This is a genomic window from Streptomyces sp. NPDC001880 (assembly GCF_053594575.1).
Window position 1 is genome coordinate 17,863 of the sequence record NZ_JBSFET010000005.1, and the last position, 25,641, is coordinate 43,503.

Annotated in this window: 23 protein-coding genes; 11 read left to right on the forward strand and 12 right to left on the reverse strand. The window is 70.0% G+C overall.

The window, feature by feature from the left end:
* Nucleotides 1–26: 26 nt before the first annotated feature.
* Nucleotides 27–2,381: an ATP/GTP-binding protein gene (locus tag ACWCQ6_RS04570; RefSeq protein ID WP_451085381.1), complete on the reverse strand. Its 2,355-nt coding sequence runs from the start codon at nucleotides 2,379–2,381 to the stop codon at nucleotides 27–29.
* Between the two features lie 264 nt (nucleotides 2,382–2,645).
* Here ACWCQ6_RS04570 and gabT point away from each other — a divergent pair, with 264 nt between their 5' ends.
* Nucleotides 2,646–3,986 carry a 4-aminobutyrate--2-oxoglutarate transaminase gene (gene gabT / locus ACWCQ6_RS04575; protein ID WP_451085383.1) on the forward strand — a complete coding sequence of 447 codons (1,341 nt, stop codon included), beginning with the start codon at nucleotides 2,646–2,648 and terminating at the stop codon, nucleotides 3,984–3,986.
* A gap of 148 nt (nucleotides 3,987–4,134) precedes the next feature.
* Nucleotides 4,135–4,962 carry a phosphatase PAP2 family protein gene (locus tag ACWCQ6_RS04580; RefSeq protein WP_451085385.1) on the forward strand — a complete coding sequence of 276 codons (828 nt, stop codon included), beginning with the start codon at nucleotides 4,135–4,137 and terminating at the stop codon, nucleotides 4,960–4,962.
* Between the two features lie 56 nt (nucleotides 4,963–5,018).
* Here ACWCQ6_RS04580 and ACWCQ6_RS04585 read toward each other — a convergent pair whose 3' ends face one another.
* The 7 genes from ACWCQ6_RS04585 to ACWCQ6_RS04615 form a co-directional block, all read right to left on the reverse strand.
* Nucleotides 5,019–5,480 carry a hypothetical protein gene (locus ACWCQ6_RS04585; RefSeq protein WP_451085387.1) on the reverse strand — a complete coding sequence of 154 codons (462 nt, stop codon included), beginning with the start codon at nucleotides 5,478–5,480 and terminating at the stop codon, nucleotides 5,019–5,021.
* Between the two features lie 151 nt (nucleotides 5,481–5,631).
* Nucleotides 5,632–7,047, reverse strand: coding sequence for an NAD(P)/FAD-dependent oxidoreductase (locus ACWCQ6_RS04590; protein WP_451085389.1), 1,416 nt, complete (start codon nucleotides 7,045–7,047; stop codon nucleotides 5,632–5,634).
* 24 nt (nucleotides 7,048–7,071) lie between these two features.
* Nucleotides 7,072–7,872 (reverse strand): ABC transporter permease, encoded by an 801-nt coding sequence (locus tag ACWCQ6_RS04595; RefSeq protein WP_451085391.1) that lies wholly within the window; start codon nucleotides 7,870–7,872, stop codon nucleotides 7,072–7,074.
* A complete protein-coding gene (locus tag ACWCQ6_RS04600) occupies nucleotides 7,872–8,801 on the reverse strand; it encodes an ABC transporter permease (RefSeq protein ID WP_451085393.1) in 930 nt (309 codons plus the stop codon). Before ACWCQ6_RS04600 ends, ACWCQ6_RS04595 begins: the two co-directional genes overlap by 1 nt.
* Entirely contained in the window at nucleotides 8,798–9,964 is a 1,167-nt protein-coding gene (locus tag ACWCQ6_RS04605) for an ABC transporter ATP-binding protein (protein WP_451085395.1), read from the reverse strand. Before ACWCQ6_RS04605 ends, ACWCQ6_RS04600 begins: the two co-directional genes overlap by 4 nt.
* 79 nt (nucleotides 9,965–10,043) lie before the next feature.
* Nucleotides 10,044–11,291 carry an ABC transporter substrate-binding protein gene (locus ACWCQ6_RS04610; protein ID WP_451085397.1) on the reverse strand — a complete coding sequence of 416 codons (1,248 nt, stop codon included), beginning with the start codon at nucleotides 11,289–11,291 and terminating at the stop codon, nucleotides 10,044–10,046.
* A gap of 42 nt (nucleotides 11,292–11,333) precedes the next feature.
* Entirely contained in the window at nucleotides 11,334–12,848 is a 1,515-nt protein-coding gene (locus tag ACWCQ6_RS04615; protein ID WP_451085399.1) for a gamma-aminobutyraldehyde dehydrogenase, read from the reverse strand.
* Between the two features lie 216 nt (nucleotides 12,849–13,064).
* Here ACWCQ6_RS04615 and ACWCQ6_RS04620 point away from each other — a divergent pair, with 216 nt between their 5' ends.
* Nucleotides 13,065–13,604, forward strand: a complete 540-nt coding sequence (locus tag ACWCQ6_RS04620) for an NADAR family protein (RefSeq protein WP_451085620.1) — start codon at nucleotides 13,065–13,067, stop codon at nucleotides 13,602–13,604.
* A 115-nt stretch (nucleotides 13,605–13,719) separates the two neighbouring features.
* Here the strand turns inward: ACWCQ6_RS04620 and ACWCQ6_RS04625 are convergent, their stop codons facing one another.
* Nucleotides 13,720–14,493: a DUF4190 domain-containing protein gene (locus ACWCQ6_RS04625; RefSeq protein WP_451085401.1), complete on the reverse strand. Its 774-nt coding sequence runs from the start codon at nucleotides 14,491–14,493 to the stop codon at nucleotides 13,720–13,722.
* A 132-nt stretch (nucleotides 14,494–14,625) separates the two neighbouring features.
* On the opposite strand from ACWCQ6_RS04625, the gene ACWCQ6_RS04630 reads away from it, so the two are divergent.
* The 6 genes from ACWCQ6_RS04630 to ACWCQ6_RS04655 all read left to right on the forward strand — a co-directional run bounded on the left by ACWCQ6_RS04630 (nucleotide 14,626) and on the right by ACWCQ6_RS04655 (nucleotide 20,137).
* Nucleotides 14,626–15,660: an adenosine deaminase gene (locus ACWCQ6_RS04630; protein ID WP_451085403.1), complete on the forward strand. Its 1,035-nt coding sequence runs from the start codon at nucleotides 14,626–14,628 to the stop codon at nucleotides 15,658–15,660.
* A gap of 22 nt (nucleotides 15,661–15,682) precedes the next feature.
* The gene (locus tag ACWCQ6_RS04635) at nucleotides 15,683–16,387 is read left to right on the forward strand and encodes a glycerophosphodiester phosphodiesterase (RefSeq protein ID WP_451085405.1); all 705 of its coding nucleotides are present in this window, start codon (nucleotides 15,683–15,685) and stop codon (nucleotides 16,385–16,387) included.
* A gap of 67 nt (nucleotides 16,388–16,454) precedes the next feature.
* Entirely contained in the window at nucleotides 16,455–16,754 is a 300-nt protein-coding gene (locus tag ACWCQ6_RS04640) for an SAM-dependent methyltransferase (RefSeq protein WP_451085407.1), read from the forward strand.
* A 13-nt stretch (nucleotides 16,755–16,767) separates the two neighbouring features.
* Nucleotides 16,768–17,973: a sensor histidine kinase gene (locus tag ACWCQ6_RS04645; RefSeq protein WP_451085409.1), complete on the forward strand. Its 1,206-nt coding sequence runs from the start codon at nucleotides 16,768–16,770 to the stop codon at nucleotides 17,971–17,973.
* The gene (locus ACWCQ6_RS04650; RefSeq protein WP_451085411.1) at nucleotides 17,970–18,716 is read left to right on the forward strand and encodes a response regulator transcription factor; all 747 of its coding nucleotides are present in this window, start codon (nucleotides 17,970–17,972) and stop codon (nucleotides 18,714–18,716) included. The genes ACWCQ6_RS04645 and ACWCQ6_RS04650 overlap by 4 nt, the downstream gene beginning before the upstream one ends.
* A 233-nt stretch (nucleotides 18,717–18,949) precedes the next feature.
* Entirely contained in the window at nucleotides 18,950–20,137 is a 1,188-nt protein-coding gene (locus ACWCQ6_RS04655) for a serine hydrolase domain-containing protein (RefSeq protein WP_451085413.1), read from the forward strand.
* A gap of 1 nt (nucleotide 20,138) precedes the next feature.
* On the opposite strand, the gene ACWCQ6_RS04660 is transcribed toward ACWCQ6_RS04655, so the two are convergent.
* From ACWCQ6_RS04660 to ACWCQ6_RS04670, 3 genes are all read right to left on the reverse strand, one after another.
* Nucleotides 20,139–20,684 carry a hypothetical protein gene (locus ACWCQ6_RS04660; protein ID WP_451085415.1) on the reverse strand — a complete coding sequence of 182 codons (546 nt, stop codon included), beginning with the start codon at nucleotides 20,682–20,684 and terminating at the stop codon, nucleotides 20,139–20,141.
* A gap of 53 nt (nucleotides 20,685–20,737) precedes the next feature.
* Nucleotides 20,738–21,901, reverse strand: coding sequence for an ABC transporter substrate-binding protein (locus ACWCQ6_RS04665; protein ID WP_451085622.1), 1,164 nt, complete (start codon nucleotides 21,899–21,901; stop codon nucleotides 20,738–20,740).
* 188 nt (nucleotides 21,902–22,089) lie between these two features.
* On the reverse strand, nucleotides 22,090–23,529 hold the full coding sequence (locus tag ACWCQ6_RS04670; protein WP_451085417.1) for a gamma-aminobutyraldehyde dehydrogenase: 1,440 nt from the start codon (nucleotides 23,527–23,529) through the stop codon (nucleotides 22,090–22,092).
* Nucleotides 23,530–23,692: 163 nt separating this feature from the next.
* Here ACWCQ6_RS04670 and ACWCQ6_RS04675 point away from each other — a divergent pair, with 163 nt between their 5' ends.
* Both ACWCQ6_RS04675 and ACWCQ6_RS04680 read left to right on the forward strand, forming a co-directional pair.
* A complete protein-coding gene (locus tag ACWCQ6_RS04675) occupies nucleotides 23,693–24,199 on the forward strand; it encodes an Lrp/AsnC family transcriptional regulator (protein ID WP_451085624.1) in 507 nt (168 codons plus the stop codon).
* Nucleotides 24,184–25,563, forward strand: coding sequence for an aspartate aminotransferase family protein (locus ACWCQ6_RS04680; RefSeq protein ID WP_451085419.1), 1,380 nt, complete (start codon nucleotides 24,184–24,186; stop codon nucleotides 25,561–25,563). Before ACWCQ6_RS04675 ends, ACWCQ6_RS04680 begins: the two co-directional genes overlap by 16 nt.
* Nucleotides 25,564–25,641 lie beyond the last annotated feature (78 nt).

Genomic DNA, 25,641 nt, shown 5'->3' on the forward strand with positions numbered 1-25,641 from the left:
AGGACCGGGGCCGCGTCCCGCGCCGCTCAGCCGTTCAGATCCACCAGCAGCGGCGGCGCGTGCTCCCCCCGCACGGTCGTCAGGGACAGTACCGCGTGTCCGGCGGGCACCCGGTGGGCCAGCTCGGAGGCCGACCAGCGCTCCCGCTCGACCTGGCGCACGGTCACCGCGTCCGTGGTGACCGCCTTGCCGGTGACGAGCTTGCGCAGGGCGTGGACGGCCCGGGTGAGCGGCTGGTCGGCGAAGACCGTGTGCTTGGCGACCTCGGTGGTCTCCACCCACTCGGTGCCCCACGCCTGCGCGAAGAGCCGCCCGTCCCAGGTCGTGACGCCGGAGAAGGTCATGTGGCAGCCGACCGAGCCGAGCAGCGCCGTGTGCAGGCTCTCCGGCACGTCGCCCAGCCCGCGCAGGGTGAGCAGGACTCCGGCGTTGCAGTTCCGCAGCCGTTGCACGGCCCGTACGGACTCGGCGGTGACGGTGTGCGTGGCGTCGTCCAGGGCGAGGAGGGCGAACAGCGAGCGGTCGGTACGGGCGGCCGCCCCGGCGGTGAACTGGGCGAGCACCAGCCGGGCGATCAGGCGGGCGGCCTCGGGGTGGGCGCGTTCCGGGAGGTCGATGCGGACCCGCAGCGGGTGTTGCAGGGTGCGTACCGAGAAGGGCCGGGTCGTGCCGGTGGTGTCGAAGAAGCCCTCGAAGGCGGGCCGGTCCAGGGCGGCGAGCCGGTCGGCGAGCCGGACCGCCGGGTCGCCGGGGGTGCCCGCCTGCCGTGCCCGGGTGTCGAGCTCACGGAGGTAGGTGCGGTGCGCCTCGCTGTCGAGCTGCGCGCGGAGCTCGGCGAGGGCGCCGGGAGAGCCGTCGAGCAGCTCGCGCAGCACCGGGACGGACGGGAAGCGGTCGTGGACCGCCCGGTAGGGGCCGAGCAGCTGGGCGAGCGCGGTGGTGGCCCGCCGCGCGTCGACGTCGGGCAGGTCGCCCGCGATCGCCTCGGCGAGCAGGGCTGCGGCCTCGTCCACGTCGTCGGTCCCGCTGTACAGGTCGAGGTCGTGGGCGCAGGACGGGTCGCCCGGCCTGATCACCACGTCGTAGCCCTCGTCGGGCCCGAGCGGGGTGCCCGTCGCGCAGACGGCGACGACGACGGCCTTCCCGGCGAGGGCCTGGAGGGCGAGCGACTCCACGACGGGCCGCACCAGGTGCCGGGTCTTGCCCGATCCGAAGGGCCCGACGGCCAGCAGCGAGGAGCCCAGGGACGCCGGGTCGACGGCGGCCCCGGCGCCCCGCCGGGCCGCCGGGTTGCGCTCGGATTCCGTGTACCGGCCGAGCCGCACCTGCGAGGTGAGCAGGTCGTGGGTGGCGGCACGGGCCGGCAGGTCCCGGTCGCCCGAAGGGTGCGGACAGGCCCCCGCGCCCTGGCCGAGCACGGCGTCGGTGAACGGGCCGATCCGCGAAAAGTCGGCCTCCACGGAGTGCCAGGCACGCCGGATCCGTACACAGTCGACATCGTTCATCCGTCCGGCCCGCTCGTCCGCCACCAGCCGGTCGGCGGCCGTGTGCCGGCCCGCGGCGCGCAGCTGCGGCCAGTCGGCTGGGCTCTCACCGGGTGCCTTCTCCGGTTCCGGTCCGGGCTCCGCACGGCCGCGCAGCTCCCGTACGAGGGTGAGCCAGCCGCCGGCCCGCGCGATCGGCAGGAGGATCGCGGCGGCGCCCACCAGGTGGTACACGGACTTGAAGGTCTCCACGCGGCCCAGGGTCTCCTCGGCCGTGCCGCCGTACAGCCAGGAGTACGGGGTAAGGCCCAGCGCCAGGTCGTCGAAGGGCAGCAGCTCGTCGGCGTTGACGAAGCACCAGACCAGGACGGCCCCGACCAGCGCGGTGCCCAGCGCCCGGCGCGGCTGGGGGTGGTCGACGGCGTACCGGTGGAACACCTCGCGCCAGTTGCCCAGCCGCCCGAAGCCCCAGATCACCAGGGCGGCGACCAGGGTGTTGTAGACGGCGAGGGCGGTGAGGGCCGCCGCGGGGCGTTCGAGCCCCCACCAGTCGGACGGTGTGACCAGTTCCAGAAGGACCCGGCTGTGCGGCACGTATCCGTTGCGCCACAGCGACCACACCAGCATGGCGGCGAGCAGCGCCACGAGCGCGCCGCCGATCAGTGCCCGGTCGGGCACCCGGTCGGGATCGGACTCGGGACGGGGCGTGTGGCCGAACCGCCACAGGCCGGGCTCGGCCGCCGCGCGCGGAGTGCGCAGCCAGGCCCCCAGTGAAGGGCCGGAGGCGGGGGCGTATCCCGGCCTCGGCGGCAGTTCGGGTGGGGGCGGGCCCGCCGGGCGCGGCACCGGGCTACCGGAGCGTGTGTCGCGCGAGCCGTACGTGCCCTCGGTGTCCATCTGCTGTCCCTCGTCCCCTGACCAGCGCCGACCGGTAACTCCGGGCGCGGGCGCCCGAAGCCATCAATCTAGTGCCCCGTGTCACCCCGACGGACGCGGTCCGGCGGGATGTCTTCGCCCGTCCCCCGGTGCCGTGCGCCCTCTCGCTATGTCCGTCACGGACAACGGCGCGCGGGCACCACTCCCGAACGGAACATGCCGTATCCCGGACCCCGCCCATAGCCTGCACGGAGAAGCGTCCGAAACATCCCCCAGGAGCCCCTCATGACCGCAATCCCGCAGGAGCGCCGCGTCGTCACTGCCATTCCCGGCCCGAAGTCGGTGGAGCTGCAGGCCCGCCGTCTGGAGACGGTGGCCGCAGGTGTGGGCTCCACCCTGCCGGTGTTCACCGCCCGCGCCGGTGGCGGGATCATCGAGGACGTGGACGGCAACCGTCTGATCGACCTCGGCTCCGGTATCGCCGTGACGTCGGTGGGCGCCTCCGCCGAGGCCGTCGTGCGCCGCGCCTCCGCGCAGCTCGCCGACTTCACCCACACCTGCTTCATGGTCACGCCGTACGAGGGGTACGTCGAGGTCTGTGAGCAGCTTGCCGAGCTGACGCCGGGCGACCACCCGAAGAAGTCCGCGCTGTTCAACTCGGGCGCCGAGGCCGTCGAGAACGCGGTGAAGATCGCCCGCATCCACACCAAGCGCACCGCGGTCGTCGTCTTCGACCACGGCTACCACGGCCGCACCAACCTCACGATGGCGCTGACCGCCAAGAACATGCCGTACAAGCAGGGCTTCGGCCCGTTCGCGCCCGAGGTCTACCGGGTGCCGGTGGCGTACGGCTACCGCTGGCCGACCGGTGCCGAGAACGCCGGCGCCGAGGCGTCCGCGCAGGCCATCGACCAGATCAACAAGCAGATCGGCGCGGAGAACGTCGCCGCGATCATCATCGAGCCGGTGCTCGGCGAGGGCGGCTTCATCGAGCCGGCCAAGGGCTTCCTCCCGGCGATCGCCCAGTTCGCCAAGGACAACGGCATCGTCTTCGTCGCGGACGAGATCCAGTCCGGTTTCTGCCGCACCGGCCAGTGGTTCGCCTGCGAGGACGAGGGCATCGTCCCGGACCTGATCACCACCGCCAAGGGCATCGCGGGCGGCCTGCCGCTCTCCGCCGTGACCGGCCGCGCCGAGATCATGGACTCCGCCCACTCCGGCGGCCTCGGCGGCACCTACGGCGGCAACCCGGTCGCCTGTGCGGGTGCGCTCGGCGCCATCGAGACGATGCGCGAGCTGGACCTGAACGGGAAGGCGAAGCGCATCGAGGAGGTCATGAAGGGCCGCCTCGGCGAGATGCAGTCGAAGCTCGCCAACGGCGACATCATCGGTGACATCCGCGGTCGCGGCGCGATGATCGCGATCGAGCTGGTGAAGTCCGGCACGAAGGACCCGAACCCGGAGGCCGCCGCGAAGCTCGCCAAGGCCTGCCACGCGGAGGGCGTGCTGGTCCTCACCTGCGGCACCTACGGCAACGTCCTGCGCTTCCTCCCGCCGCTGGTGATCGGCGAGGACCTGCTGAACGAGGCGCTCGACGTCATCGAGCAGGCTTTCGGCCGGATCTGATCTGTGCGAACCCCGGCGGCTCCGGAACCCGTTTCCGCAGGGGATACGAGGGGCCCGCGTGAGGGCCTGTGAAGAACGTGTGGGGGGCCGATGGCGGGATCTGTTTCCCGCTGTCGGTCCCCCCTCGGCTGCCGTACGGTTTCTGCAGATGAGAGAAACACCCCGCCCGCAGGGAACTGCGGGCGATGCCGGGCCGGAGCTTCCCCAGCGCCGTCCTGGCCGTGCCTTCGGGCACACCGCTGGAGCCTCCGGCTCCGGAACTCCTCACCGATCGGATGGCCGCTCGCCCCAGACCCCCCGGGGCGTGCGGCAAACCGGTCCGACCGGCCGCCCCGGAACCACCCCCCCTGTTCCCGGGCGGCCGGCCCTTTTTCTTTCTCTGCCCCTGGCCCTCCTGGCGCTGTTCGCGCTCACCACCTGGCAGGTCGCGGCCGACGGCCCGTTGCGCGCGCTCGACGAACGGGCCGGCCGGGCGGTCGTGGGAGACGGCCCCGCGCGGCTCACCGAATTCCTCGCCGATCTGGGCAATATGCAGGTCGCGCTCCCGGTGCTGTGCTGCGCGATCGTCCTTGCCCTGGTGCGCGGTGCGCGCCGCGAGGCGCTGTACGCGGCGCTCGCCATGGGCGCGGTGCCCGCTCTGGTCGCTCCGCTGAAAGCCTGGATCGCGCGTCCGGGACCGCTGACGGACGCCATCGGCTACTTCCCGTCCGGTCATGCCGCGACGGCCGCGGTGGCCTACGGGGCGGCGGCGCTGCTGGTCGTGCCGTACCTGCGGCGGCCGTGGTCGTGGATGATGCCCGTCGCCGCCGTCCTGCTGACCACGGCGACGGGCATCGGTCTGGTGCTGCGCGGCTACCACTGGCCGCTGGATGTGCTGGGCAGCTGGTTCCTGTGCGGGATGCTGCTCCTGCCGCTCGGCCTCAGCCGCCGAAGCAGGCGTCGAAGTTCCTCGAGAACTCCCCCGTCAGACCTCTGACAGTCCCGCACCGCCCGCCCGGTCGGCGGCATGCACCCTTCCCCCGCCGGGCACCGTCAGCCCCTGCCGCTCTCGGCCTGCCCGGCCGCCGCCTCGTGCATCGCGAGTTCAAGAAGTGTCGCGTCGGTGAGGGTTCCCGAACCGTCGGGCGGGATCAGCCAGCGCACCCCGCCGTTGGACGCCCGGCCCGGATGGGGCACGACGATCCACGCTCCCCGGCCCACGCCCCGTACGCCGGTGCCGACCCAGCGGGCGACGGTGCCCGGCGCCACGAAGAAGCCCATGCGGGCGTCGCCGAAATCGGAGAGAACGGGACCGGGCCTGTCGAGCAGGCGGGTCAGTACGTCGAGGGTGGGATAGCCCAGCTCCCCCGGAAGAATCAGCACGTCCCAGCGCCGGCCGGCGGGCAGGAGCGCGACCCCGCGGGGATTGCGCTCCCACTGCCACCGGCAGGCGTCCGGATCCGGCGCCACCGACACGAGCCACTCGACTGCTGCTTTGACCCCCGCGCCAGCCATGACCGGCCTCCATTTCCGTGTGCACCGGCCATGCGTTGCCGGTGTGTTCACACGGGAGAGAGCGGTGGCGCCGATCGATTACGCGGGTTCGGGCAACGAGTTGGCAAACGGACGGGCCGGTCACCCGCGAGGGTGACCGGCCCGTCCGGACTCAGCTGTCGAAACCCAGCCCCAGCCGGTCCATCGTCCGCAGCCAGAGATTGCGGTGCCCGCCATTGTTGTCCGCCCTGGCCAGGGACCTCTTGGTGAGCTCGATACCGGCCCAGGCGAAGGGCTCCGGCGGGAACGGCATCGGCTTGCTGCGGACCATTTCCAGCGCGGTCCGTTCGTTCTGTGCGCCCGCCAGCAGATCGAGCATCACATCGGCCCCGAAACGGGTCGCGCCGACGCCGAGGCCGGTGAATCCGGCGGCATAGGCGACCCGGCCCTGATGGGCCGTGCCGAAGAAGGCGGAAAATCGCGAACAGGTGTCGATCGCTCCGCCCCAGGCATGGCTGAAACGGACCCCGGCCAACTGCGGGAAGCAGTCGAAGAACTGGCCCGCGAGTTTGAGGAAGGTCTCCGGACGCTGATCGAGATCGGCGCTCATCCGGCCGCCGAACGGGTAGATCGCGTCATAGCCGCCCCACAGGATCCGGTTGTCGGCCGACAGACGGAAATAGTGGAACTGATTGGCGCTGTCGCCCAGCCCCTGCCGGTTCTTCCAGCCGATGGAGGCCAACTGGTCGGCGGTCAGGGGCTCGGTCATCAGCGCGTAGTCGTAGACCGGCACGGTGTACGGGCGCACCCGCTTGACCAGCGACGGGAAGATGTTGGTACCGAGTGCGACCCGGCGCGCGAAGACCCTCCCGTAGGAGGTGCGTACCGCCATTCCCGTGGTGGACCTGGCCAGTTCGAGGCCCCGGGTGTGTTCGTAGATCCGCACTCCGAGACCGAGGCAGGCCTGCTTCAGACCCCAGGCCAGTTTGGCGGGGTGCAGCATGGCGACACCCCTGCGGTCCCAGAGGCCACCCAGGAATGTCGGTGAGTCGACTTCGGCGCGCACTGCGTCCTGGTCCAGGAATTCCGTTCCGGTGAAACCGAGTTTCTCGGCCTCCTGGTGCCATTCCCGGAGCTCTTCGAGCTGGTGCGGTTCGGTGGCGACGTCGATTTCGCCGGTGCGCTCGAATTCGCAGTCGATCGAATAGCGGGCGACGGCGGCCTCGATGGCGTCGAGGTTGCGCTCCCCGAGCTCCTCCAGCCTGTGGATCTCCTCGGGCCAGCGTTCCAGGCCGTTGGGCAGGCCGTGGGTGAGGGAGGCGGCGCAGAATCCGCCGTTGCGGCCCGAGGCGGCCCAGCCCACCTCGTGCCCCTCGATCAGTACGACGTCCCGTTCCGGGTCGCGTTCCTTGGCGATCAATGCGGTCCACAGTCCGCTGTAGCCGCCGCCGACGACGAGCAGATCGCAGTGCTCGTCACCGGTGAGCGCGGGCAGCGCCTCGGGCTTGCCCGGGTCGTCCAGCCAGAACGCGACGGGCTTCGCGTCGGAGAGCGATTGTGCAGCAGTACGCATGGCAGCTGGGGCCATGGTTTCCAACTCCTTCAGGGCTTTCTATCGTGCGCTGTTCTTGCGCCGGTTCGCGATGAGCTGGCCGACGACGACCACCATGACGGCAATGATGAACATCGCCGTACCGATGACGTTGATCTGCACGGGCGTGCCGCGCTGTGCCGATCCCCAGACGAACATGGGGAAGGTCACGGTGGAGCCCGCGTTGAAATTGGTGATGATGAAATCGTCGAAGGAGAGCGCGAAGGCCAGCAGCGCTCCCGCCGCGATTCCGGGGGCGGCGATCGGCAGTGTCACCCGCAGGAAGGTCTGCACGGGTCCGGCGTACAGGTCGCGGGCCGCCTCCTCCAGCCTCGGGTCCATCGACATCACGCGCGCCTTCACGGCCGTCACGACGAAGCTCAGGCAGAACATGATGTGGGCGATCAGGACCGTCCAGAAGCCCAGCTGTGCGCCCATGTTGAGGAAGAGCGTGAGCAGCGAGGCAGCCATGACGACCTCGGGCATCGCCATCGGCAGGAAGATCAGCGAGTTGATCGCGCCGCGCGCCCGGAAGCGGTAACGGACCAGCGCGAAGGCGATCATCGTGCCGAGGACGGTCGCGCCGATGGTGGCCCAGACGGCGATCTGCAGGGACAGCGAGAGCGAGCCGCACATGTCGGCGACGCCGCAGGGGTCCTTCCAGGCGTCCAGGGAGAAGCGCTGCCAGGCGTAGTTGAACCGCCCGTTCGGCTTGTTGAACGAGAACACCATGACGACGACGTTCGGCAGGATCATGTACGCGAGGGTCAGCAGACCCGCGATGACGATCAGATTCCGGCGAATCCAGCGCAGTACGGCCATCAGACCAGGTCCTCCGTCCCGGAGCGGCGGATGTAGAGGGTGACCACGATCAGGACGACCGCCATGAGGATGAAGGAGAGCGCGGCCGCCGTCGGATAGTCCAGGACCCGCAGGAACTGGGTCTGGATGACGCTGCCGACCATCTTGGTGTCGGTGGATCCCAGCAGCTCCGCGTTGACGTAGTCACCGCTGGCCGGGATGAAGGTGAGCAGAGTTCCGGAGACGACGCCCGGCATGGAGAGCGGGAAGGTCACCTTGCGGAAGGTGGTGGCGGGGGTGGCGTACAGATCGCCGGCCGCCTCGTGCAGCCGGCCGTCGATCCGCTCAAGCGAGGTGTAGAGCGGCAGGATCATGAACGGCAGGAAGTTGTACGTCAGACCGCAGACCACCGCCATCGGCGTGGCCAGCACCCGGTTGGACTCGGTCCAGCCGAGCCAGCTGGTGACGTCCAGGACGTGCAGGGTGTTCAGTACGTCGACGACCACGCCGCCGTCCGCGAGGATCGTCTTCCAGGCGAGCGTGCGGATCAGGAAGCTGGTGAAGAACGGCGCGATGACCAGCACCAGGACGACGTTGCGCCAGCGTCCGGCCTTGAACGCGATGAGGTAGGCGAGCGGGTAGCCGAGCAGCAGGCACAGGATGGTCGCGGTGCCCGCGTAGAGCAGGGACCGCATGAACTGCGGGTAGTAGTCGGTCAGCGCGTCCCAGTAGGTCTGGAAGTGCCAGGTGACCTCGAATCCCTTCTCAAGGGATCCGGTCTGCACGGAGGTCGAGGCCTGGTAGACCAGTGGCAGCGCGAAGAAGACCAGCAGCCACAGGATGCCGGGGAGCAACAGCCAGTACGGGACGAGACGCTTGCGGGTCGAGGCCTTGCGTACCTTGAGCTCCGCCGTGACGGGCGCCGGTGGCGCCTCCTTGGTGACGGTCACGCCGCGTCCTCCACCGTCTCCACACCGGCGTCGCCCATCGTCCCTGCCAGCATGGACTGAGCTGCGTCCAGGCCGAAGGTGTGCGCCGGGTTCCAGTGCAGCACGACCTCGGCGCCGGGGGTGAGCCGGGCGTCGCGCTCGATGTTCTGCTCGTAGACCTGGAGCGCCTTGCCGGCCGGGCTCTCCACCACGTACTGGGTGGACACTCCGATGAAGCTGGAGTCGACGATCCGGCCGGTGACCCGGTTGCGGCCGTCCGCGATCGCGTCCGCGTCGTCGGCGTGCGCGAGCGATATCTTCTCCGGACGGACGCCGAGGAGCAGCTTGCCGCCGTTCACCGTCGGGGCCGTACAGCGGTCGGTGGGCAGCCGCAGCTTCCCGCCGCCCGCGGCCACGACGATGTCCGTACCCGCGGAGACGACCTCGCCCTCGATGAGGTTGGAGGTGCCGAGGAAGTTGGCGACGAAGGTCGTCCTGGGGTTCTCGTACAGATCGGCGGGGGCCCCGAGCTGCTCGACACGGCCCCCGTTCATCACCGCGACGGTGTCGGCCATGGTCATGGCCTCCTCCTGGTCGTGGGTGACATGGATGAAGGTGATGCCGACCTCGGTCTGGATGCGCTTGAGCTCCAGTTGCATCTGGCGGCGCAGCTTGAGGTCGAGGGCACCGAGCGGTTCGTCGAGCAGCAGCACCTGCGGGTGGTTGATCAGGGCGCGGGCGACGGCGACGCGCTGCTGCTGGCCGCCGGAGAGCTGGTGCGGCTTGCGCTTGGCGAAGTCGCCGAGCTGGACGAGCTCCAGCATCTCGTCGACCTGCTTCTTCACCGACTTGATGCCGCGCCGGCGCAGACCGAAGGCGACGTTCTCCGAGATGTCGAGGTGCGGGAAGAGCGCATAGCTCTGGAAGACCGTGTTGACGGGCCGTTTGTACGGGGGAAGCCCGGTGATGTCCTGGCCGCCGAGCGAGACCGTGCCGGTGGTCGCCTCCTCCAGGCCGGCGATCATCCGCAGGGTGGTGGTCTTTCCGCAGCCGGACGCGCCGAGCAGCGCGAAGAAGGAGCCCTGCGGGACGGTCAGATCGAGCGGCTTGACGGCTGCGAACGAGCCGTACGTCTTGCTGATCCCGGTGAGGCGGACGTCGCCGCCTGTCTGCTGCTGTGTCATGGATCGCGGTCCCAGTGGTGTCAGAGGGAGATCAGGGGAGATCAGGGGAAGATCGGGTGGGGCGGGGGATGCGCGGCGGTCAGGCGCCGATGAGCTTGGCGAACTTCTCTTCGTACGCCGTCTCTTCCTTGCTGGTCAGGGAGCGGAAGGCGTGCGACCGGGACGCCATCTCCTTGTCCGGGAGGATCAGGACGTTGTCGGCCATCGCCTGGTCGATCTTCGCCAGCTCGTCGCGGACCCCGTCGACCGGGCAGACGAAGTTGATGTACGCGGCGAGTTCCGCGGCGACCGGCGGCTCGTAGTAGTAGTCGATGAGCTTTTCGGCGTTGGTCTTGTGCCGGGCCTTCACCGGGACCATCAGGTTGTCGCTGGATATGACGTAACCCGCGGCCGGGATCGCGTACTTGATGTCCGGATTCCCGGCCTGGAGCTGGATTATGTCGCCGGCCCAGGCGACGCAGGCGGCGATGTCGCCCTTGTCGAGGTCCGCGGTGTAGTCGTTGCCGGTGAAGCGGCGGATCTGGTTCCTGTCGACGCCCTTCTGGAGCCGTCCGATCGCGGCGTCGTAGTCGGCGTCGGTGAAGGTTCCGGGGTCCTTGCCCATGTCGAGCAGGGTCATGCCGATGGAGTCGCGCATCTCCGAGAGGAAGCTGACCCGGCCCTTGAGTTTCGGGTCGTCGAGCAGCTGGCTGACGGAGTCGACCTTGCGGCCGCCGGTCGCCTTGGAGTTGTAGGCGATGACGGTGGGGATGCCCGCCCAGGGGTACGAGTAGGAGCGGCCCGGGTCCCAGTCCGGGGAGCGGAACTGGGCCGAGAGGTTGGCGTAGGCGTGCGGCAGGTGCGAGGGGTCGAGCTTCTGCGCCCAGCCGAGGCGGACGATGCGGGCGGCCAGCCAGTCGGTGACGCAGATGATGTCGCGGCCGGTGTCCTGGCCGGCCGCGAGCTGCGGCTTGATCTTGCCGAAGAACTCGACGTTGTCGTTGATGTCCTCGGTGTACTTGACCTTGATGCCGGTGCGCTTGGTGAACGCCTCCAGGGTGGGCCGGTGCCTGCCGTCGTCGGTGACGTCCATGTACTCGGTCCAGTTGGAGAAGTTGACCTGCTTCTCCTCGGCCGAGTGGTCGTCGGAGGCCGCGGCGTCCCCCTCCCGCTGGGCGGGCGGGATGCCGCACGCGCTCAGCGTGCCCAGCCCGCCGATCGCCAGCGCCCCCATGCCGGAGGCGCGGATCAGCGATCGGCGGGTCAGAGCGCCCCGGCCGCTGGTGAGACTGCGTCGCATCGCGGCGATCTGGGCCGCGGAGAGACGCTCCGGCTCGTACTGCTCCATGCGCGTTGCCCTTCCGGGTGTGTGCGGCCGGGGTCGGCCGGGCTATCGGTCTCCGAAGATCGTGCGGTGCCAGTCCTTCCGGGCGACCGCGGTGTTGTCGTACATGACGTGCTTGACCTGCGTGTACTCCTCGAAGGAGTACGAGGACATGTCCTTGCCGAAGCCGCTGGCCTTGTATCCGCCGTGCGGCATCTCGCTGATGATCGGGATGTGGTCGTTGACCCAGACGCAGCCCGCCTTGATCTCGCGGGTGGCGCGGTTGGCGCGGTACAGGTCGCGGCTCCAGGCGGAGGCGGCGAGGCCGTACGGGGTGTCGTTGGCGAGGCGGATGCCCTCGTCGTCGGTGTCGAAGGGCAGCACGACCAGGACCGGGCCGAAGATCTCCGACTGGACGATCTCGCTGTCCTGGGCGGCTCCGGCGACCAGCGTCGGCCGGTAGTAGGCGCCGGCTTCCAGTTCGCCGCCGGGGGCCTCGCCGCCGGTGACGACGGTGGCATAGGCGCGGGCCCGCTCGACGAATCCGGCGACCCGGTCCCGCTGGGCGTGGCTGATCAGCGGGCCGAGGTCGGTCGACGGGTCGAAGGGGTCGCCGAGCCGGACGGTCTCCATCAGCGCGGCGACACCCTCCACGAAGGCGTCGTACAGCGGGCGCTGGACGTAGGCACGGGTGGCCGCGGTGCAGTCCTGGCCGGTGTTGATGAGCGCTCCGGCGACCGCGCCGTTGACCGCGGCTTCGAGGTCGGCGTCGTCGAAGACCACGAAGGGGGCCTTGCCGCCGAGTTCGAGGTGGAGGCGCTTGACGGTGGAGGTGGCGATCTCCGCGACCCGCTTGCCGACGGCGGTGGAGCCGGTGAAGGAGGTCATGACCACGTCCGGGTGGCCGACCAGGTGCTCCCCGGCGTCCTTGCCCGCGCCGGTGACGATGTTGATCACACCGTCGGGGATGCCCGCCTCGGTGGCCGCCTGGGCGAACATCAGCGAGGTCAGCGGGGTGATCTCGGCGGGCTTGAGGACGATGGTGTTGCCCGCGGCGACGGCCGGGAGGATCTTCCAGGCGGCCATCTGGAGCGGGTAGTTCCAGGGCGCGATGGAGCCGACGACGCCGATCGCCTCACGGCGTACGTACGAGGTGTGGTCGCCGTCGTACTCGGCGGCCGACTTGCCCTCCAGATGGCGGGCGGCGCCGGCGAAGAAGGAGGTGTTGTCCACGGTGCCGGGCACGTCGAACTCGGTGGAGAGCTTGATCGGCTTGCCGCACTGGAGGGACTCCACGTGCGCGAAGTCCTCGGCCTGCTCGGCGAGTACGGCGGCGAAGCGGTGCATCGCCTCGGACCGCTCGGCGGGCGTCGTGCCCGACCAGCCGGGGAACGCCTCGCGGGCAGCTGCCACTGCTGCGTCCACGTCGGCGGTGCCCGCCAGCTCGTAGCTGTAGACGGTCTCGCCCGTCGCCGGGTTCACGACGTCGTGGTGACGTCCCGATGTTCCGGACCGCAGCTTTCCGCCGATGTACTGTGCGCCGTCCGCGAAGCGGTCCCGCACCTGGATGCTGTTGCCCATGACGATCTCCTCCGCCGAGTGCCCCGGAGAGCGGGGACGGCGTAGCCTCTGCTCGATTTGAGTGCCGATCCTGGCAGAGGGGAACAACCCCAACAAGTGATTCCGTTGTTGCCTTTTGGTTACGCGACGGAATCTGTCGACCATGTGTCGGGTCAGTACGGAATTCCCCGTACGGAGTGTCAGTGGCGAATGCCAGAATCGCATGTCATGGCACACATGGACGCTCTCCTCGCGCGGGCCGCGAGCGGCGAGAAGGTGAAGTACCTGCACTTCTGGGGGCACCGCCCCCGGCCCGACGGCCGCATCGGCGCGAGCTGTCTCAGCCAGTGGTGGCCGGCGCCCTTCACGGTCGACGGCGTGCGGTACGCCTCGGCCGAGCACTGGATGATGGCCGCCAAGGCCCGGCTGTTCGGCGATGCGGCCTCGGAGGCCGCGGCGGTGGCGGCGAAGAGCCCGGCGGCGGCGAAGAAGGTGGGCCGGCTGGTCCGCGGTTTCGACGAAGCGACATGGGAGCGCGAGCGGTTCGCGCTGGTGGTGGCCGGCAGCGTGCACAAGTTCGGCGGCGATCCGGAGCTGCGGGAGTTCCTGCTGAACACCGGGGACCGGGTGCTGGTCGAGGCGAGCCCGATGGACCGGATCTGGGGCATCGGCCTGGCGGCGGACGACCCGCGGGCGGCGGATCCGGCGAGCTGGCGGGGGCTGAATCTGCTGGGGTTCGCGCTGATGGACGCGCGGGCAAAGCTGCGCGCGACATGAGGCGGCCCGGACGAGCGATGGCCCGGCGGGGCCGGGACACGGCCCCGCCGGGCCATCGGCGGATATCGCGCCGGTGCCGGACCACAGGGGGTCCGGCACCGGCGCCCGGATGCTGCTACCGGCTGACGTCGACGACCAGGGACGTGGAGTACGGGTCGTCGTGGTAGCCGCTGTCCTCGAATTCCTCGGCGTTGGTCGCGAACAGCCAGATGAAGAAGCTGATGACCGCCACACCGAAGACGATGCCGATGGATCCCATGATGATCCCGGCGAGCGCCTGACCGCTGTTGTTCGCCTCACCGCGCTGCACCCGCTTGCGGCCGAGGATGCCGAAGATCAGGGCCAGTACGCCCAGGACCAGGCTGGGAATCCCGTAGACGCAGAACATGCAGATGGCCAGGATGCCGAGCACCATGGCCGCGGTTCCCATGCCGTTGGCGGGTGGCGGAGCTCCCCAAGGCGCCTGGTTGTAGCCGGGGTATCCCGGGTAGCCGCCGTACTGCGGGGCCGGTGCGGCCGGGTAGCCGTACTGTCCGGCCGGCGGGACCGGCCCGCCCGGTCCGTTCGGTCCGTTCGGTCCGACCGGCGGTGGCGGTACCTCCCCGGGACCGGGACCGAATCCGGGACCGGGACCGAATCCGGGACCGGGACCGAATCCGGGACCGGGCGCCGGCCCGGTCTGCGCCGGCGAACCGAAGGCCGGCGGCGGTGCGTCGGCCGGTGCGGGGTCGTCCCCGGTGCCCGGCATAGAGGTGACCGTGGGCTGATTGTGCACAGCGGGCGGGCGAGGGTCGCCGGCCGGCTTCTCCAGCGGCACCCTGCTCTCCGGCGGAGCCCACGGATCGCGCGGCGCGGCCCCGCCCTCGGGCTGCTCTGTGTTGTCTGACATGGGCCTCCCCCATCGTGGTCTTGTCATGCTACGGCCCCTCTGCCCGCCGGTTGCCCCGCCCTACGATGATCCCCGTCCCCTGCCCGGCCGACCGTGCCGGCACCCGAAACGTCCCACGCCCCGGAGAGTCCGATGACCGATCTGCACCCCTTCATCGCGGGGCTGCCCAAGGCCGAACTGCATGTCCACCATGTCGGCTCCGCCTCGCCCCGCATCGTCGCCGAGCTGGCCGCGCACCACCCCGACTCCAAGGTCCCCACCGACCCCGAGGCGCTCGCCGACTACTTCACCTTCACGGACTTCGCTCACTTCATCGACGTGTATCTCTCCGTCGTGGACCTGATCCGCGCCCCGGAGGACGTCCGCCTGCTGACCTTCGAGGTCGCCCGCGACATGGCGCGGCAGAACATCCGCTACGCGGAGCTGACCGTGACCCCGTTCTCCTCGACCCGGCGCGGCATCCCCGAGCAGGCGTTCATGGAGGCCATAGAGGACGCCCGCAAGGCCGCCGAGGCCGAGCTCGGTGTCGTGCTGCGCTGGTGCTTCGACATTCCGGGCGAGGCCGGGCTCGAAGCCGCCGAGGAGACCACCCGGCTCGCGGTGGACCTGCGGCCCGAGGGGCTCGTCTCGTTCGGCCTCGGTGGCCCGGAGATCGGTGTGGAGCGCCCGCAATTCAAGCCCTACTTCGACCGGGCGATCGCCGCGGGCCTGCACTCCGTGCCGCACGCCGGGGAGACCACCGGGCCGCAGACCGTCTGGGACGCCCTGACCCATCTGCGCGCCGAGCGCATCGGTCACGGCACCAGCTCCGTCCAGGACCCGAAGCTGCTGGCCCATCTCGCCGAGCACCGCATCGCGCTGGAGGTCTGCCCGACCTCGAACATCGCGACCCGCGCGGTGGCGGACATCGAGCAGCACCCGGTGAAGCAGATGGTGGATGCGGGCGTACTGGTCACCATCAACAGCGATGACCCGCCGATGTTCGGCACGGACCTCAACAACGAGTACGCGGTGGCCGCCCGCCTGCTCGGTCTGGACGAGCGGGGTCTCGCGTCGCTGGCGAAGAACGCGGTCGAGGCGTCGTACCTCGACGCGGCCGGCAAGCGGAGGCTTGCCGCCGAGATAGACACGTACACGGCCAACTGGCTGGAGCGCGCGGCCCGGTGACCCCGGTGGTCACAATGACCCCATGGTCACCTCAGTCACCGCCGTGGCCCACCGCGGCGATCCCTACCGGGTGCGCGAGAACACACTCCCCTCGATCCGCTCCGCCCTCGGCCGAGGGGCGGACGCGGTCGAGATCGACGTACGGGTCACCCGCGACGGCGTTCCGGTCCTGCTGCACGACTCCACACTGAAGCGGCTGTGGGGCCATGACGTGCGACTCGACCGGCTGACCCACGGGGAGCTCACGGAACTGACCCGGGGCGGTGTGCCCACACTGCGCGAGGCGCTGCTCGCCGCCGGGGCGCACCGGATCATGATTGATCTGCCGGGCTCCACCGACGGCTCCGTGCCGAGGATCGTCGACGCGGTGCGCGAGTGCGGGGCCGGCGAGCGGGTGTACTACTGCGCCGGCCCGGATGCCATGCTCCGGGTGCGGGCCGCCGACCCGGGCGCCGAGATCGCCATGACCTGGACGACCCTCGCGCCGCCGCGCGCCACGCTGCTCGACACGGTACGGCCGCGCTGGCTGAACTACCGGTTCGGGCTGGTGGACCGGGAACTGACGGACCGTCTGCACCGCGACGGGCTGCTGGTCTCCGCGTGGACGGCCGACACCAGGCGGACCATGCGCCGTCTGGTGCGGCACGGCGTCGACTCGATCACCACCAACCGGGTCGACGTCCTGCGCGGCCTCCTCGCCAACTCCCCGGTCCGCGAACCCTCCTGACCCGTCCGGCATCATGGGCCTGCCCCATCGTCCGTGATGCCGGGCCCGGAGCAGGAGGAGCAGCGCCGTGACCGATCCCCGCACCACCCCCGTTCCCGACGGCCTCGTCCGTTCCGGCGTCGCCCACCACGCGCGGGTCCAAAACCACTGGCTCGGCGGCACGGACAACTGTCCGGTGGACCGCGCGGCCGGCGACCGGGTCACCGCCCTGTACCCGCGCATCGGCGAAGTGGCCCACGCCGGGTTCGCCGGGTTCCTGGCGGGGCTCGGCCTGGTGGAGCCGGGCATCGTGTCGTGCGCGCAGCGGCGTGCCGAGCCCGGTGCGGCACGGGTCGCTCAGTTCGGCACGGTGGCGCAAAAGCCCTGACGGCACCGGTCCGATGCGTATACGAGACATCACGGCGAGAGTGCGGGTCCACGCCCTGCGGTCCGGCCCCCTCGGCGTCGACCTGCTCATCGCTGCGCTGGTCCAGGCCGCCATGACCATGCCGTTCGTCGTCCCGCGCGCCCCGGAGCTGCCGGACGCGACATGGACGTCGTACGGGCTGACCACCCTGATGGTGCTGCCGCTGGTGGCCCGCCGCCGGGCGCCGGTCGCGATCCTCGTCGCGGTACTGGCGGCCGGCGCCCTGTACACGTTCGCCGTAGACGGGCCGGGCCAGCCGCTCCCGTACACCGGCCTGGTGGCGTTCTACACGGTGGCCGAGCTCTCCTCGCCGCCGAAGCGCCTCGGGATCGCGGTGCTCACGGTGGCGGCGGTGCTGGTCTCGGTCGGGCTCGACGGCAACGACATGCGGGAGCTGCTGTTCTCCCTGTTCGTCTTCGCGGCGGCCTACGCCTTCGGCCGGTTCACGGTGACGCGCAAGGCCTATCTGCGCGCGGTGGAGGACCGGGCCCGTCAGCTGGAGCTGACGCACCGGATCGAGGCCGAGCAGGCGGCGGCCCGCGAACGGGCCCGGATCGCCCGGGAGATGCACGACATCCTGTCCCATGCGGTGAGCCTGATGATCGTGCAGGCGGAGGCCGGACCGGTGGCGGTCCGCACGGCTCCGGAGCGTGCGGAGGCGGCCTTCGACGCGATCTCGGAGGCGGGCCGGGACGCGATGGCGCAGCTGCGCCGGATGCTCGGCGTGCTGCGCGAGAACGAGGGTCCGACGGACGCGCCGCGGGAACCCCAGCCCGCGCTGGCCGAACTGCCGGGTCTCGTGGAGCGGGTGCGCGGCAGCGGTCCGGCGGTCTCGTACGAGGTCACGGGGAGCCCCGGCGCACCGGGTCTGGCGGTCGAGGCGACCGTCTACCGGATCGTGCAGGAGGCCCTGACCAACGTGGTCAAGCACGCGGGGGCGGACTCGGTCCACGTCCTGCTGGACCACGGACCCGATGCACTGACCCTTACCGTCACCGACGACGGACGGGGCCCCGGGGGCGGCTCGGGGCTGGGGCTGGTCGGCATCCGGGAGCGTGCCGCCGCGCACGGCGGCACGGCCGGTACCGGCCCCGGTCCGGACGGGCGGGGGTTCCGGGTCCGGGTGACGATTCCGCGGGCCCGGCCAAGGACGGAGCACAGGACAGAGGTGGGAAGTTGACGATCCGTGTGGTGGTGGCCGACGACCAGGAGCTGGTGCGCAGCGGCTTCGCGATGATCCTGGACGCGCAGCCGGACATCGAGGTGGTGGCCGAGGCGGGCGACGGCCGGGCGGCGGTCGAAGCGGTGCGGCGGCTGGCGCCCGAGGTGGCGCTGCTCGACATCCGGATGCCCGGCACGGACGGCATCGAGGCCTGCCGGACCATCAGCGCCGGGACCGGCTGCCGGACGGTCATGCTGACCACCTTCGACTCCGACGAGTACGTCTACGAGGCGCTGCACGCGGGCGCGAGCGGCTTCCTGCTCAAGGACGTCCGCCGCGACGACCTGGTGCACGCGGTACGGGTGGTGGCGGCCGGGGACTCGTTGCTGGCTCCTTCGGTGGCACGCCGGCTGATCGCCGAGTACACCTCGCGCCCGCCCGCCACGGCCGCGGCGCCTTCGGCACGTCTGGACGTACTGACCGCCCGGGAGCGCGAGACGCTGCTGCACCTGGCCCGCGGCCTGTCGAACGCGGAGATCGCGGCGGCGCTGGTCGTCAGCGAGCACACGGTGAAGACCCATGTCGGCAATGTGCTGTCCAAGCTGGGGCTGCGCGACCGGATCCAAGCGGTGATCTGCGCGTACGAGTGCGGTGTCGTGACTCCCTCTCCGGAGGGAGGTCCGGCCTTCGGCTCCCCCGCGCAGGGGAGCGGACCTCCCTCCGGCAAACCCCCGGCCGGGGGATCCGCCCGGACGCACTGATCAACAGGATGGAGTCCGTGAGCAGTTGAGGATTCCACGCCCAGGAGGCACCCGACATGAACGCCCGCACGTCCCGCACCGCCCTAGCGCCGCGGCAGGCAACGTTCGCCCCGTCGCGACGCCCGGCACGCGCTCTCGCCGCACCGTCCGAAAGCCCGAGTACATCCAGTACGAGGACTTCCGGCCGGCACGCCGAGAGCACGCACCGCGCGCCGCTCCTCGGCAGGCAAACGTTGCCTGCCGCGGCACTAGTAGCAGCCGCGCTGGTCCTCGGCATCGCCGCGGGCCCTGTCCCACCGGCCCTGGCGGCGGCCGGTGCCCCGGCGTCCGCAGGCCACTCCGCGCAGCGGGAAGCCACCGGACAGGCCCCGGATGCCAAGGCGCTGCGGGCCGCCGTCGCCGGGCTCCCGAAGGACGACGCCACGGCCGCGCTGGTGCGGGTCTCGGGCACCGGGGGCGAGTGGCGGGGCAGCGCCGGCGTCCACGACCTGGTCTCCGGGCGGCCGGCGGACCCGGACGGCCGCTTCCGGGCCGGTTCGGTGACCAAGGTCTTCACGGCGGCCGTCGTGCTGCAGCTTGCCGGGGAGGGCAGGCTCGGCCTGGACCGCCCGGTCCGGCACTATCTGCCGGATCTGATGCCGGCGGCGTACAAGGACGTCACGGTGCGCCAGCTGCTGAACCACACGAGCGGTATCCCGTCCGTCGGTTCCGGAGGCGACCTGGAGGACTGGTACGCGCACCGCTTCGACCTGCACGACCCGGTGCAGACCGTGCGCGAAGCCACAGCCCGGAAGCCGGACTTCGCACCCGGGACGCAACAGCACTACGCCAACATCGGCTACACCGTGGCGGGCCTGCTGATCGAGCGGGTCACGGGTGACACGTACGCCTCGCAGGTCTCCCGCCGCGTCCTGGAGCCCCTGCGTCTGAAGGACAGCTATTTCCCCGGCGCCGATCCGGCGATCCGCGGCCCGCACAATCACGGCTACCAGCTCTTCGGCACGGCCGGCGAGCTGCGCGATGTGACGGTGTGGGGGGCGACGGACGCCTGGGCCGCGGGGGACCTGATCTCGACCACCGCCGATCTGGAGCGTTTCACCCGGGCGCTCTTCAGCGGGAAGGTGGTGCGCGGTCCGCTGCTCCGGGAGATGTTCACGCTGCCCGACGCCTCGGTCCGCGAATACGGCACGGGCAAGCCCGCCGCGTTCAGCGCGGGGCTCTCGGTGATGCGGCTGGGCGGTCGCGAGGTCTGGGGCAAGACGGGTGGCCGCTGGGGCTACAACACGGCCGTCGCGGCCACCCGCGATCTCTCCCGGACCCTCGTCTACAGCGTCAACTCGACGAATGCCAAGGGGGAAGACATGAATCCCACGGCGATGAACATAGCGGTGGCCGCCTTCGGCGCCCCGTCGGCCGGGTGATTCAGAGCGCCGGCGCGGTCGTCGCAGCGGGCTCGGGGCGCGGTGTCCGCTCCAAGGCCTCCAACTGCTTGATCATGCGGCGTACCACGAGCAGCGGGATCACCCCGAAGACCCCGAACGACATGTCGATGACGGACCACCAGAAGGGGATGGAGCGGATGGGACCGCAGATCAGCGCGAGCGGGATGATCCCGGCGCAGGCGATCATGCCGAATTCGACGACCCAGATATTGCGGACCGGGTCGCGGTAGGGGCCGTAGAAGGCGACCGCGATGACCAGATGGGCGAAGGCCAGCCAGTCGGTGCCGTACAGCACGAAGGGGTACTTCGCGTCGGCCTCGTCGAGGCCGGTGCGGACCTTGGTGATCCACTCCATCAGTGCCGGGAAGTGCTCCGGAACGGGAGAGGCCGAGGACCTCAACAGGTCCTCGGCCCAATGGAGTTCATGGACGAGCGGAAAGGCGGTCAGCCCGCTCAGCACCAGACAGACGATAAAGACGGCCAACCACACGCGTATGCGCCTCAGCAGGGCTCTTCGCTCGCTCATGTCCGCAGCGTACGCCCGCTTTTACGGTCCCTTCACACCACCCCCGGCACCACTCACAAGCCGACGACGGAGTTCCACTTCTTCGCGAACTCGGGGCGCTCCTCGGACGTGATGTCGCGGCCGGTCACCAGTCGGCGGCGCATCTCGTCGTCGGGGAAGATCAGCGGATCCTCGGCGAGCGCGGCGGTCTCCTTGTCCTTGGCGGAGGCCAGCACCTCGCGGGCGGCCGGCACAGGACAGACGTAGTTGACCCAGGCCGCCAGTTGCGCGGCCACCTCCGGCTCGTAGTAGTAGTCGATGAGCTTTTCCGCGTTGCGCTTGTGGCGGGCGAGGTTGGGGATCATGAGGGATTCCGCCCAGAGTTCGCCGCCCTCCTCGGGCACCACGAACTCGATCTCCGGGTTGTCGGCCTGGAGCTGGATGACATCGCCCGAGTACGCCTGGCAGGCGAGCACGTCCCCGGTCGACAGGTCCTTGATGTAGTCATTGCCGGTGAAGCCGCGGATGTGCTTCTTCTTCACCAGCTTCTCCACCTGGTCACACACCTCGTAGAAGTCGTCCTGCTTCCAGCGGGTGGTGTCGACGCCGTTGCCCTGCATCAGAAGGCCGATGGCTTCGTCGAGCCCCGACAGCAACGTCACCCTGCCGCGCAGGTCGTCCGCCCACATATCGCTCAGGTGCTTGATCTCGCGGCCGAGCTTCTTGCGGTTGTACGCGATGCCGGTGATCCCGGACTGCCAGGGGACGCTGTGCATCCGCCCCTTGTCGAAGGCGGGTGAACTCAGCTGCGGGTCCAGGTACTTGGCGACGTTCGGCTGCTTCGCCCGGTCCATCTCCTGCACCCAGCCCAGCCGTACGAACCGGGCGGACATCCAGTCGCTGACGACCATCACGTCCCGGCCGGTCTCCTGGTGGTTCATCAGCGACGGACTGATCTTGCCGAAGAACTCGTCGTTGTCGTTGATCTCCTCGGTGTACATGACCGAGATCCCGGTGCGCCTGCTGAATGCGTCCAGGGTGGGCCTCTTCGACGCGTCCTCGTCGTCGGTGTCGATGTACAGGGGCCAGTTCGCGAAGTGCAGGGAGCGGTCGCTCGCCGAGGTGTCGCGGCCGGCGCGGTCACCGGGCTCCACATAGGCGGCGGGCACTCCGCAGCCTGCCAGCGTGACGCCGGCGGCCGTGGCCCCGAAGGCGCGCAGCAGGGACCGGCGGGACATGGGGTTCTTCGGGGTTGCTCGCACCTGCGCAGGATGCCGGTCGGCCGACGGGGCGGGCAATGGACCAACCGTCCAGCGGCACGCGCTCCGTCCGCACACCCTGTCGATACCGGGGAGCGGATCGGCGCCGGGGAACGGTCACGGCCCCGGGCGGGCGCCCGGGGCCGTGACCGTCTGCTGACGGAGTATCAGCCGTCGAGCGAGGTCATGACGTGCTTGATGCGCGTGTAGTCCTCGAAGCCGTACGCGGAGAGGTCCTTGCCGTAGCCGGACTTCTTGAAGCCGCCGTGCGGCATCTCGGCGACGAGCGGGATGTGGGTGTTGATCCACACGCAGCCGAAGTCGAGGTTCTTGGACATCCGCATGGCGCGGGCGTGGTCCTTGGTCCACACCGAGGAGGCCAGGGCGTACTCGACGCCGTTGGCGTACTCCACGGCCTGGGCCTCGTCCGTGAACTTCTGGACGGTGATGACCGGGCCGAAGACCTCGTTCTGGATGATCTCGTCGTCCTGCTTGAGGCCGGAGACGACGGTCGGGGCGTAGAAGTAGCCCTTGTCGCCGACCCGGTGGCCGCCCGCCTCGACCTTGGCGTGCGCGGGGAGCCGCTCGATGAAGCCGCTGACCTGCTTGAGCTGGTTGGCGTTGTTGAGCGGGCCGTACAGCACGTCCTCGTCGTCCGGCTGCCCCGTCTTGGTGTCGGCGGCGGCCTTGGCGAGCGCGGTGACGAACTCGTCGTGGATGGACTCGTGGACCAGGACACGGGTCGCGGCCGTGCAGTCCTGACCGGCGTTGAAGTAACCCGCGACGGAGATGCCCTCGACGGCCTTGGCGATGTCGGTGTCCTCGAACACCACGACCGGGGCCTTGCCGCCGAGCTCCAGGTGGACGCGCTTGACGTCCTTGGAGGCGGACTCGGCGACCTGCATGCCGGCCCGTACCGAGCCGGTGATGGAGGCCATCGCCGGGGTCGGGTGCTCAACCATCGCACGGCCGGTGTCCCGGTCGCCGCAGATGACGTTGAAGACGCCCTTGGGCAGGATCTGGCCGATGATCTCGGCGATCAGCACGGTCGACGCCGGGGTGGTGTCGGACGGCTTGATGACGACGGTGTTGCCCGCGGCGAGCGCCGGGGCGAACTTCCAGACGGCCATCATCATCGGGTAGTTCCACGGCGCGACCTGTGCGCAGACCCCGACCGGCTCACGCCGGATGATGGAGGTCAGGCCCTCCATGTACTCGCCGGCCGAGCGGCCTTCGAGCAGCCGCGCGGCACCCGCGAAGAAGCGGATCTGGTCCACCATCGGGGGGACCTCTTCGGTGCGGACGAGTTCGAACGGCTTGCCGGTGTTCTCCGACTCGGCGGCGACGAGGTCCTCGGCGCGCTCCTCGAAGGCGTCGGCGACCTTCAGCAGGGCCTTCTGGCGCTCGGCGGGCGTGGCGTCGCGCCAGGCGGGGAAAGCGGCCGCGGCGGCTTCCATCGCGGCATCGACATCGGCCTGCCCGGAGAGCGGCGAGGTCGCGTAGACCTCTTCCGTCACCGGGTTGATCACATCGATGGTCCGCCCGTCAGCGGCGTCCCGGAACTCTCCGTTGATGTAGTTGCGCAGACGGCGCACCTCGGTGGTCACAACCACCCCTCCTGTCGACACGTCCAATGTGTGAAATGCCCAGGGTAGTCGCTCGGGTATCGCTTTCGACATGCCCAACCGCCGCCAACTTCGGATTCAGTGAGATCAAGACCTTCAGACAACGAATTTCATCGATCTGGGGTTGCAAGACCGACGGGTCCCGGTGCACAGTGGAGGCGTGGCCAGTCGCAGCGCAGACTCCAGGACCGGGAGCGGATCGTCCCCAGCGGTCGATGCCGTCTCCCTTGCAATCATCGAGCAGCTCCAGGAGGACGGACGCCGTCCGTACGCCGCGATAGGCAAGGCCGTCGGCCTCTCCGAGGCGGCCGTGCGGCAGCGCGTCCAGAAGCTGCTCGATCAGGGCGTGATGCAGATCGTCGCCGTCACCGACCCCCTCACCGTGGGGTTCCGGCGGCAGGCGATGGTCGGCATCAATGTCGAGGGCGACCTCGATCCCGTCGCGGAAGCGCTGTCGGCCATGGCCGAGTGCGAGTACGTGGTGATGACCGCGGGCTCCTTCGACCTGATGGTGGAGATCGTCTGCGAGGACGACGACCACCTGCTGGAAACGATCAACAAACGCATCCGGGCCCTCCCCGGTGTGCGCTCCACCGAGAGCTTTGTGTACCTGAAGCTCAAGAAGCAGACCTATATGTGGGGAACCCGATAGCCGTGAGCAAGGACCTCAGCCGAACCGCGTACGACCACCTGTGGATGCACTTCACCCGCATGTCGGACTACGAGAACGCGCCCGTTCCCACCATCGTGCGTGGCGAGGGCACCTACATCTTCGACGACCAGGGCAAGCGTTACCTGGACGGCCTCTCCGGCCTGTTCGTGGTCAACGCCGGTCACGGCCGTCACGAGCTCGCCGAGGCGGCCTACAAGCAGGGCCAGGAACTGGGCTTCTTCCCGGTGTGGTCCTACGCCCACCCGAAGGCCGTCGAGCTTGCCGAGCGTCTGGCCGACTACGCGCCGGGCGACCTCAACAAGGTCTTCTTCACCACCGGTGGCGGCGAGGCCGTGGAGACCGCCTGGAAGCTGGCCAAGCAGTACTTCAAGCTCCAGGGCAAGCCGACCAAGTACAAGGTCATCTCGCGTGCGGTCGCCTACCACGGCACCCCGCAGGGCGCCCTGTCCATCACCGGCCTGCCGGCCCTGAAGGCGCCCTTCGAGCCGCTGGTCCCCGGCACGCACAAGGTGCCGAACACCAACATCTACCGCGCCCCGATCCACGGCGACGACCCCGAGGCCTTCGGCCGCTGGGCCGCCGACCAGATCGAGCAGGAGATCCTCTTCGAGGGCCCGGAGACCGTCGCCGCGGTCTTCCTGGAGCCGGTGCAGAACGCCGGTGGCTGCTTCCCGCCGCCGCCCGGATACTTCCAGCGCGTCCGCGAGATCTGCGACAAGTACGACGTGCTGCTCGTCTCCGACGAGGTCATCTGCGCCTTCGGCCGCCTCGGCACGATGTTCGCCTGCGACAAGTTCGGCTACGTGCCGGACATGATCACCTGCGCCAAGGGCATGACCTCGGGCTACTCCCCGATCGGTGCCTGCATCGTCTCGGACCGCGTCGCCGCGCCGTTCTACGACGGTGACAACACCTTCCTGCACGGCTACACCTTCGGTGGCCACCCGGTCTCCGCCGCGGTCGGCCTCGCCAACCTCGACATCTTCGAGCGCGAGGGCCTCAACCAGCACGTCCTGGACAACGAGAACGCCTTCTTCACGACGCTGCAGAAGCTGCTCGACCTGCCGATCGTCGGCGACGTCCGCGGCAACGGCTTCTTCTACGGCATCGAGCTGGTGAAGGACAAGGCCACCAAGGAGACCTTCACCGACGAGGAGACCGAGCGCGTACTGTACGGCTTCCTCTCCAAGGCGCTGTACGACAACGGCCTGTACTGCCGGGCCGACGACCGCGGCGACCCGGTCGTCCAGCTCGCGCCGCCGCTGGTCTCCGACCAGTCGACGTTCGACGAGATCGAGGGCATCCTGCGCACCGTCCTCACGGAGGCATGGACCAAGCTCTGACCGGTGCGACGACCGGCCGGCCGACCACGGATCGGCCGCCGGTCGGACGGCCTTCCGGCCCGCCATCGCTTGACCACT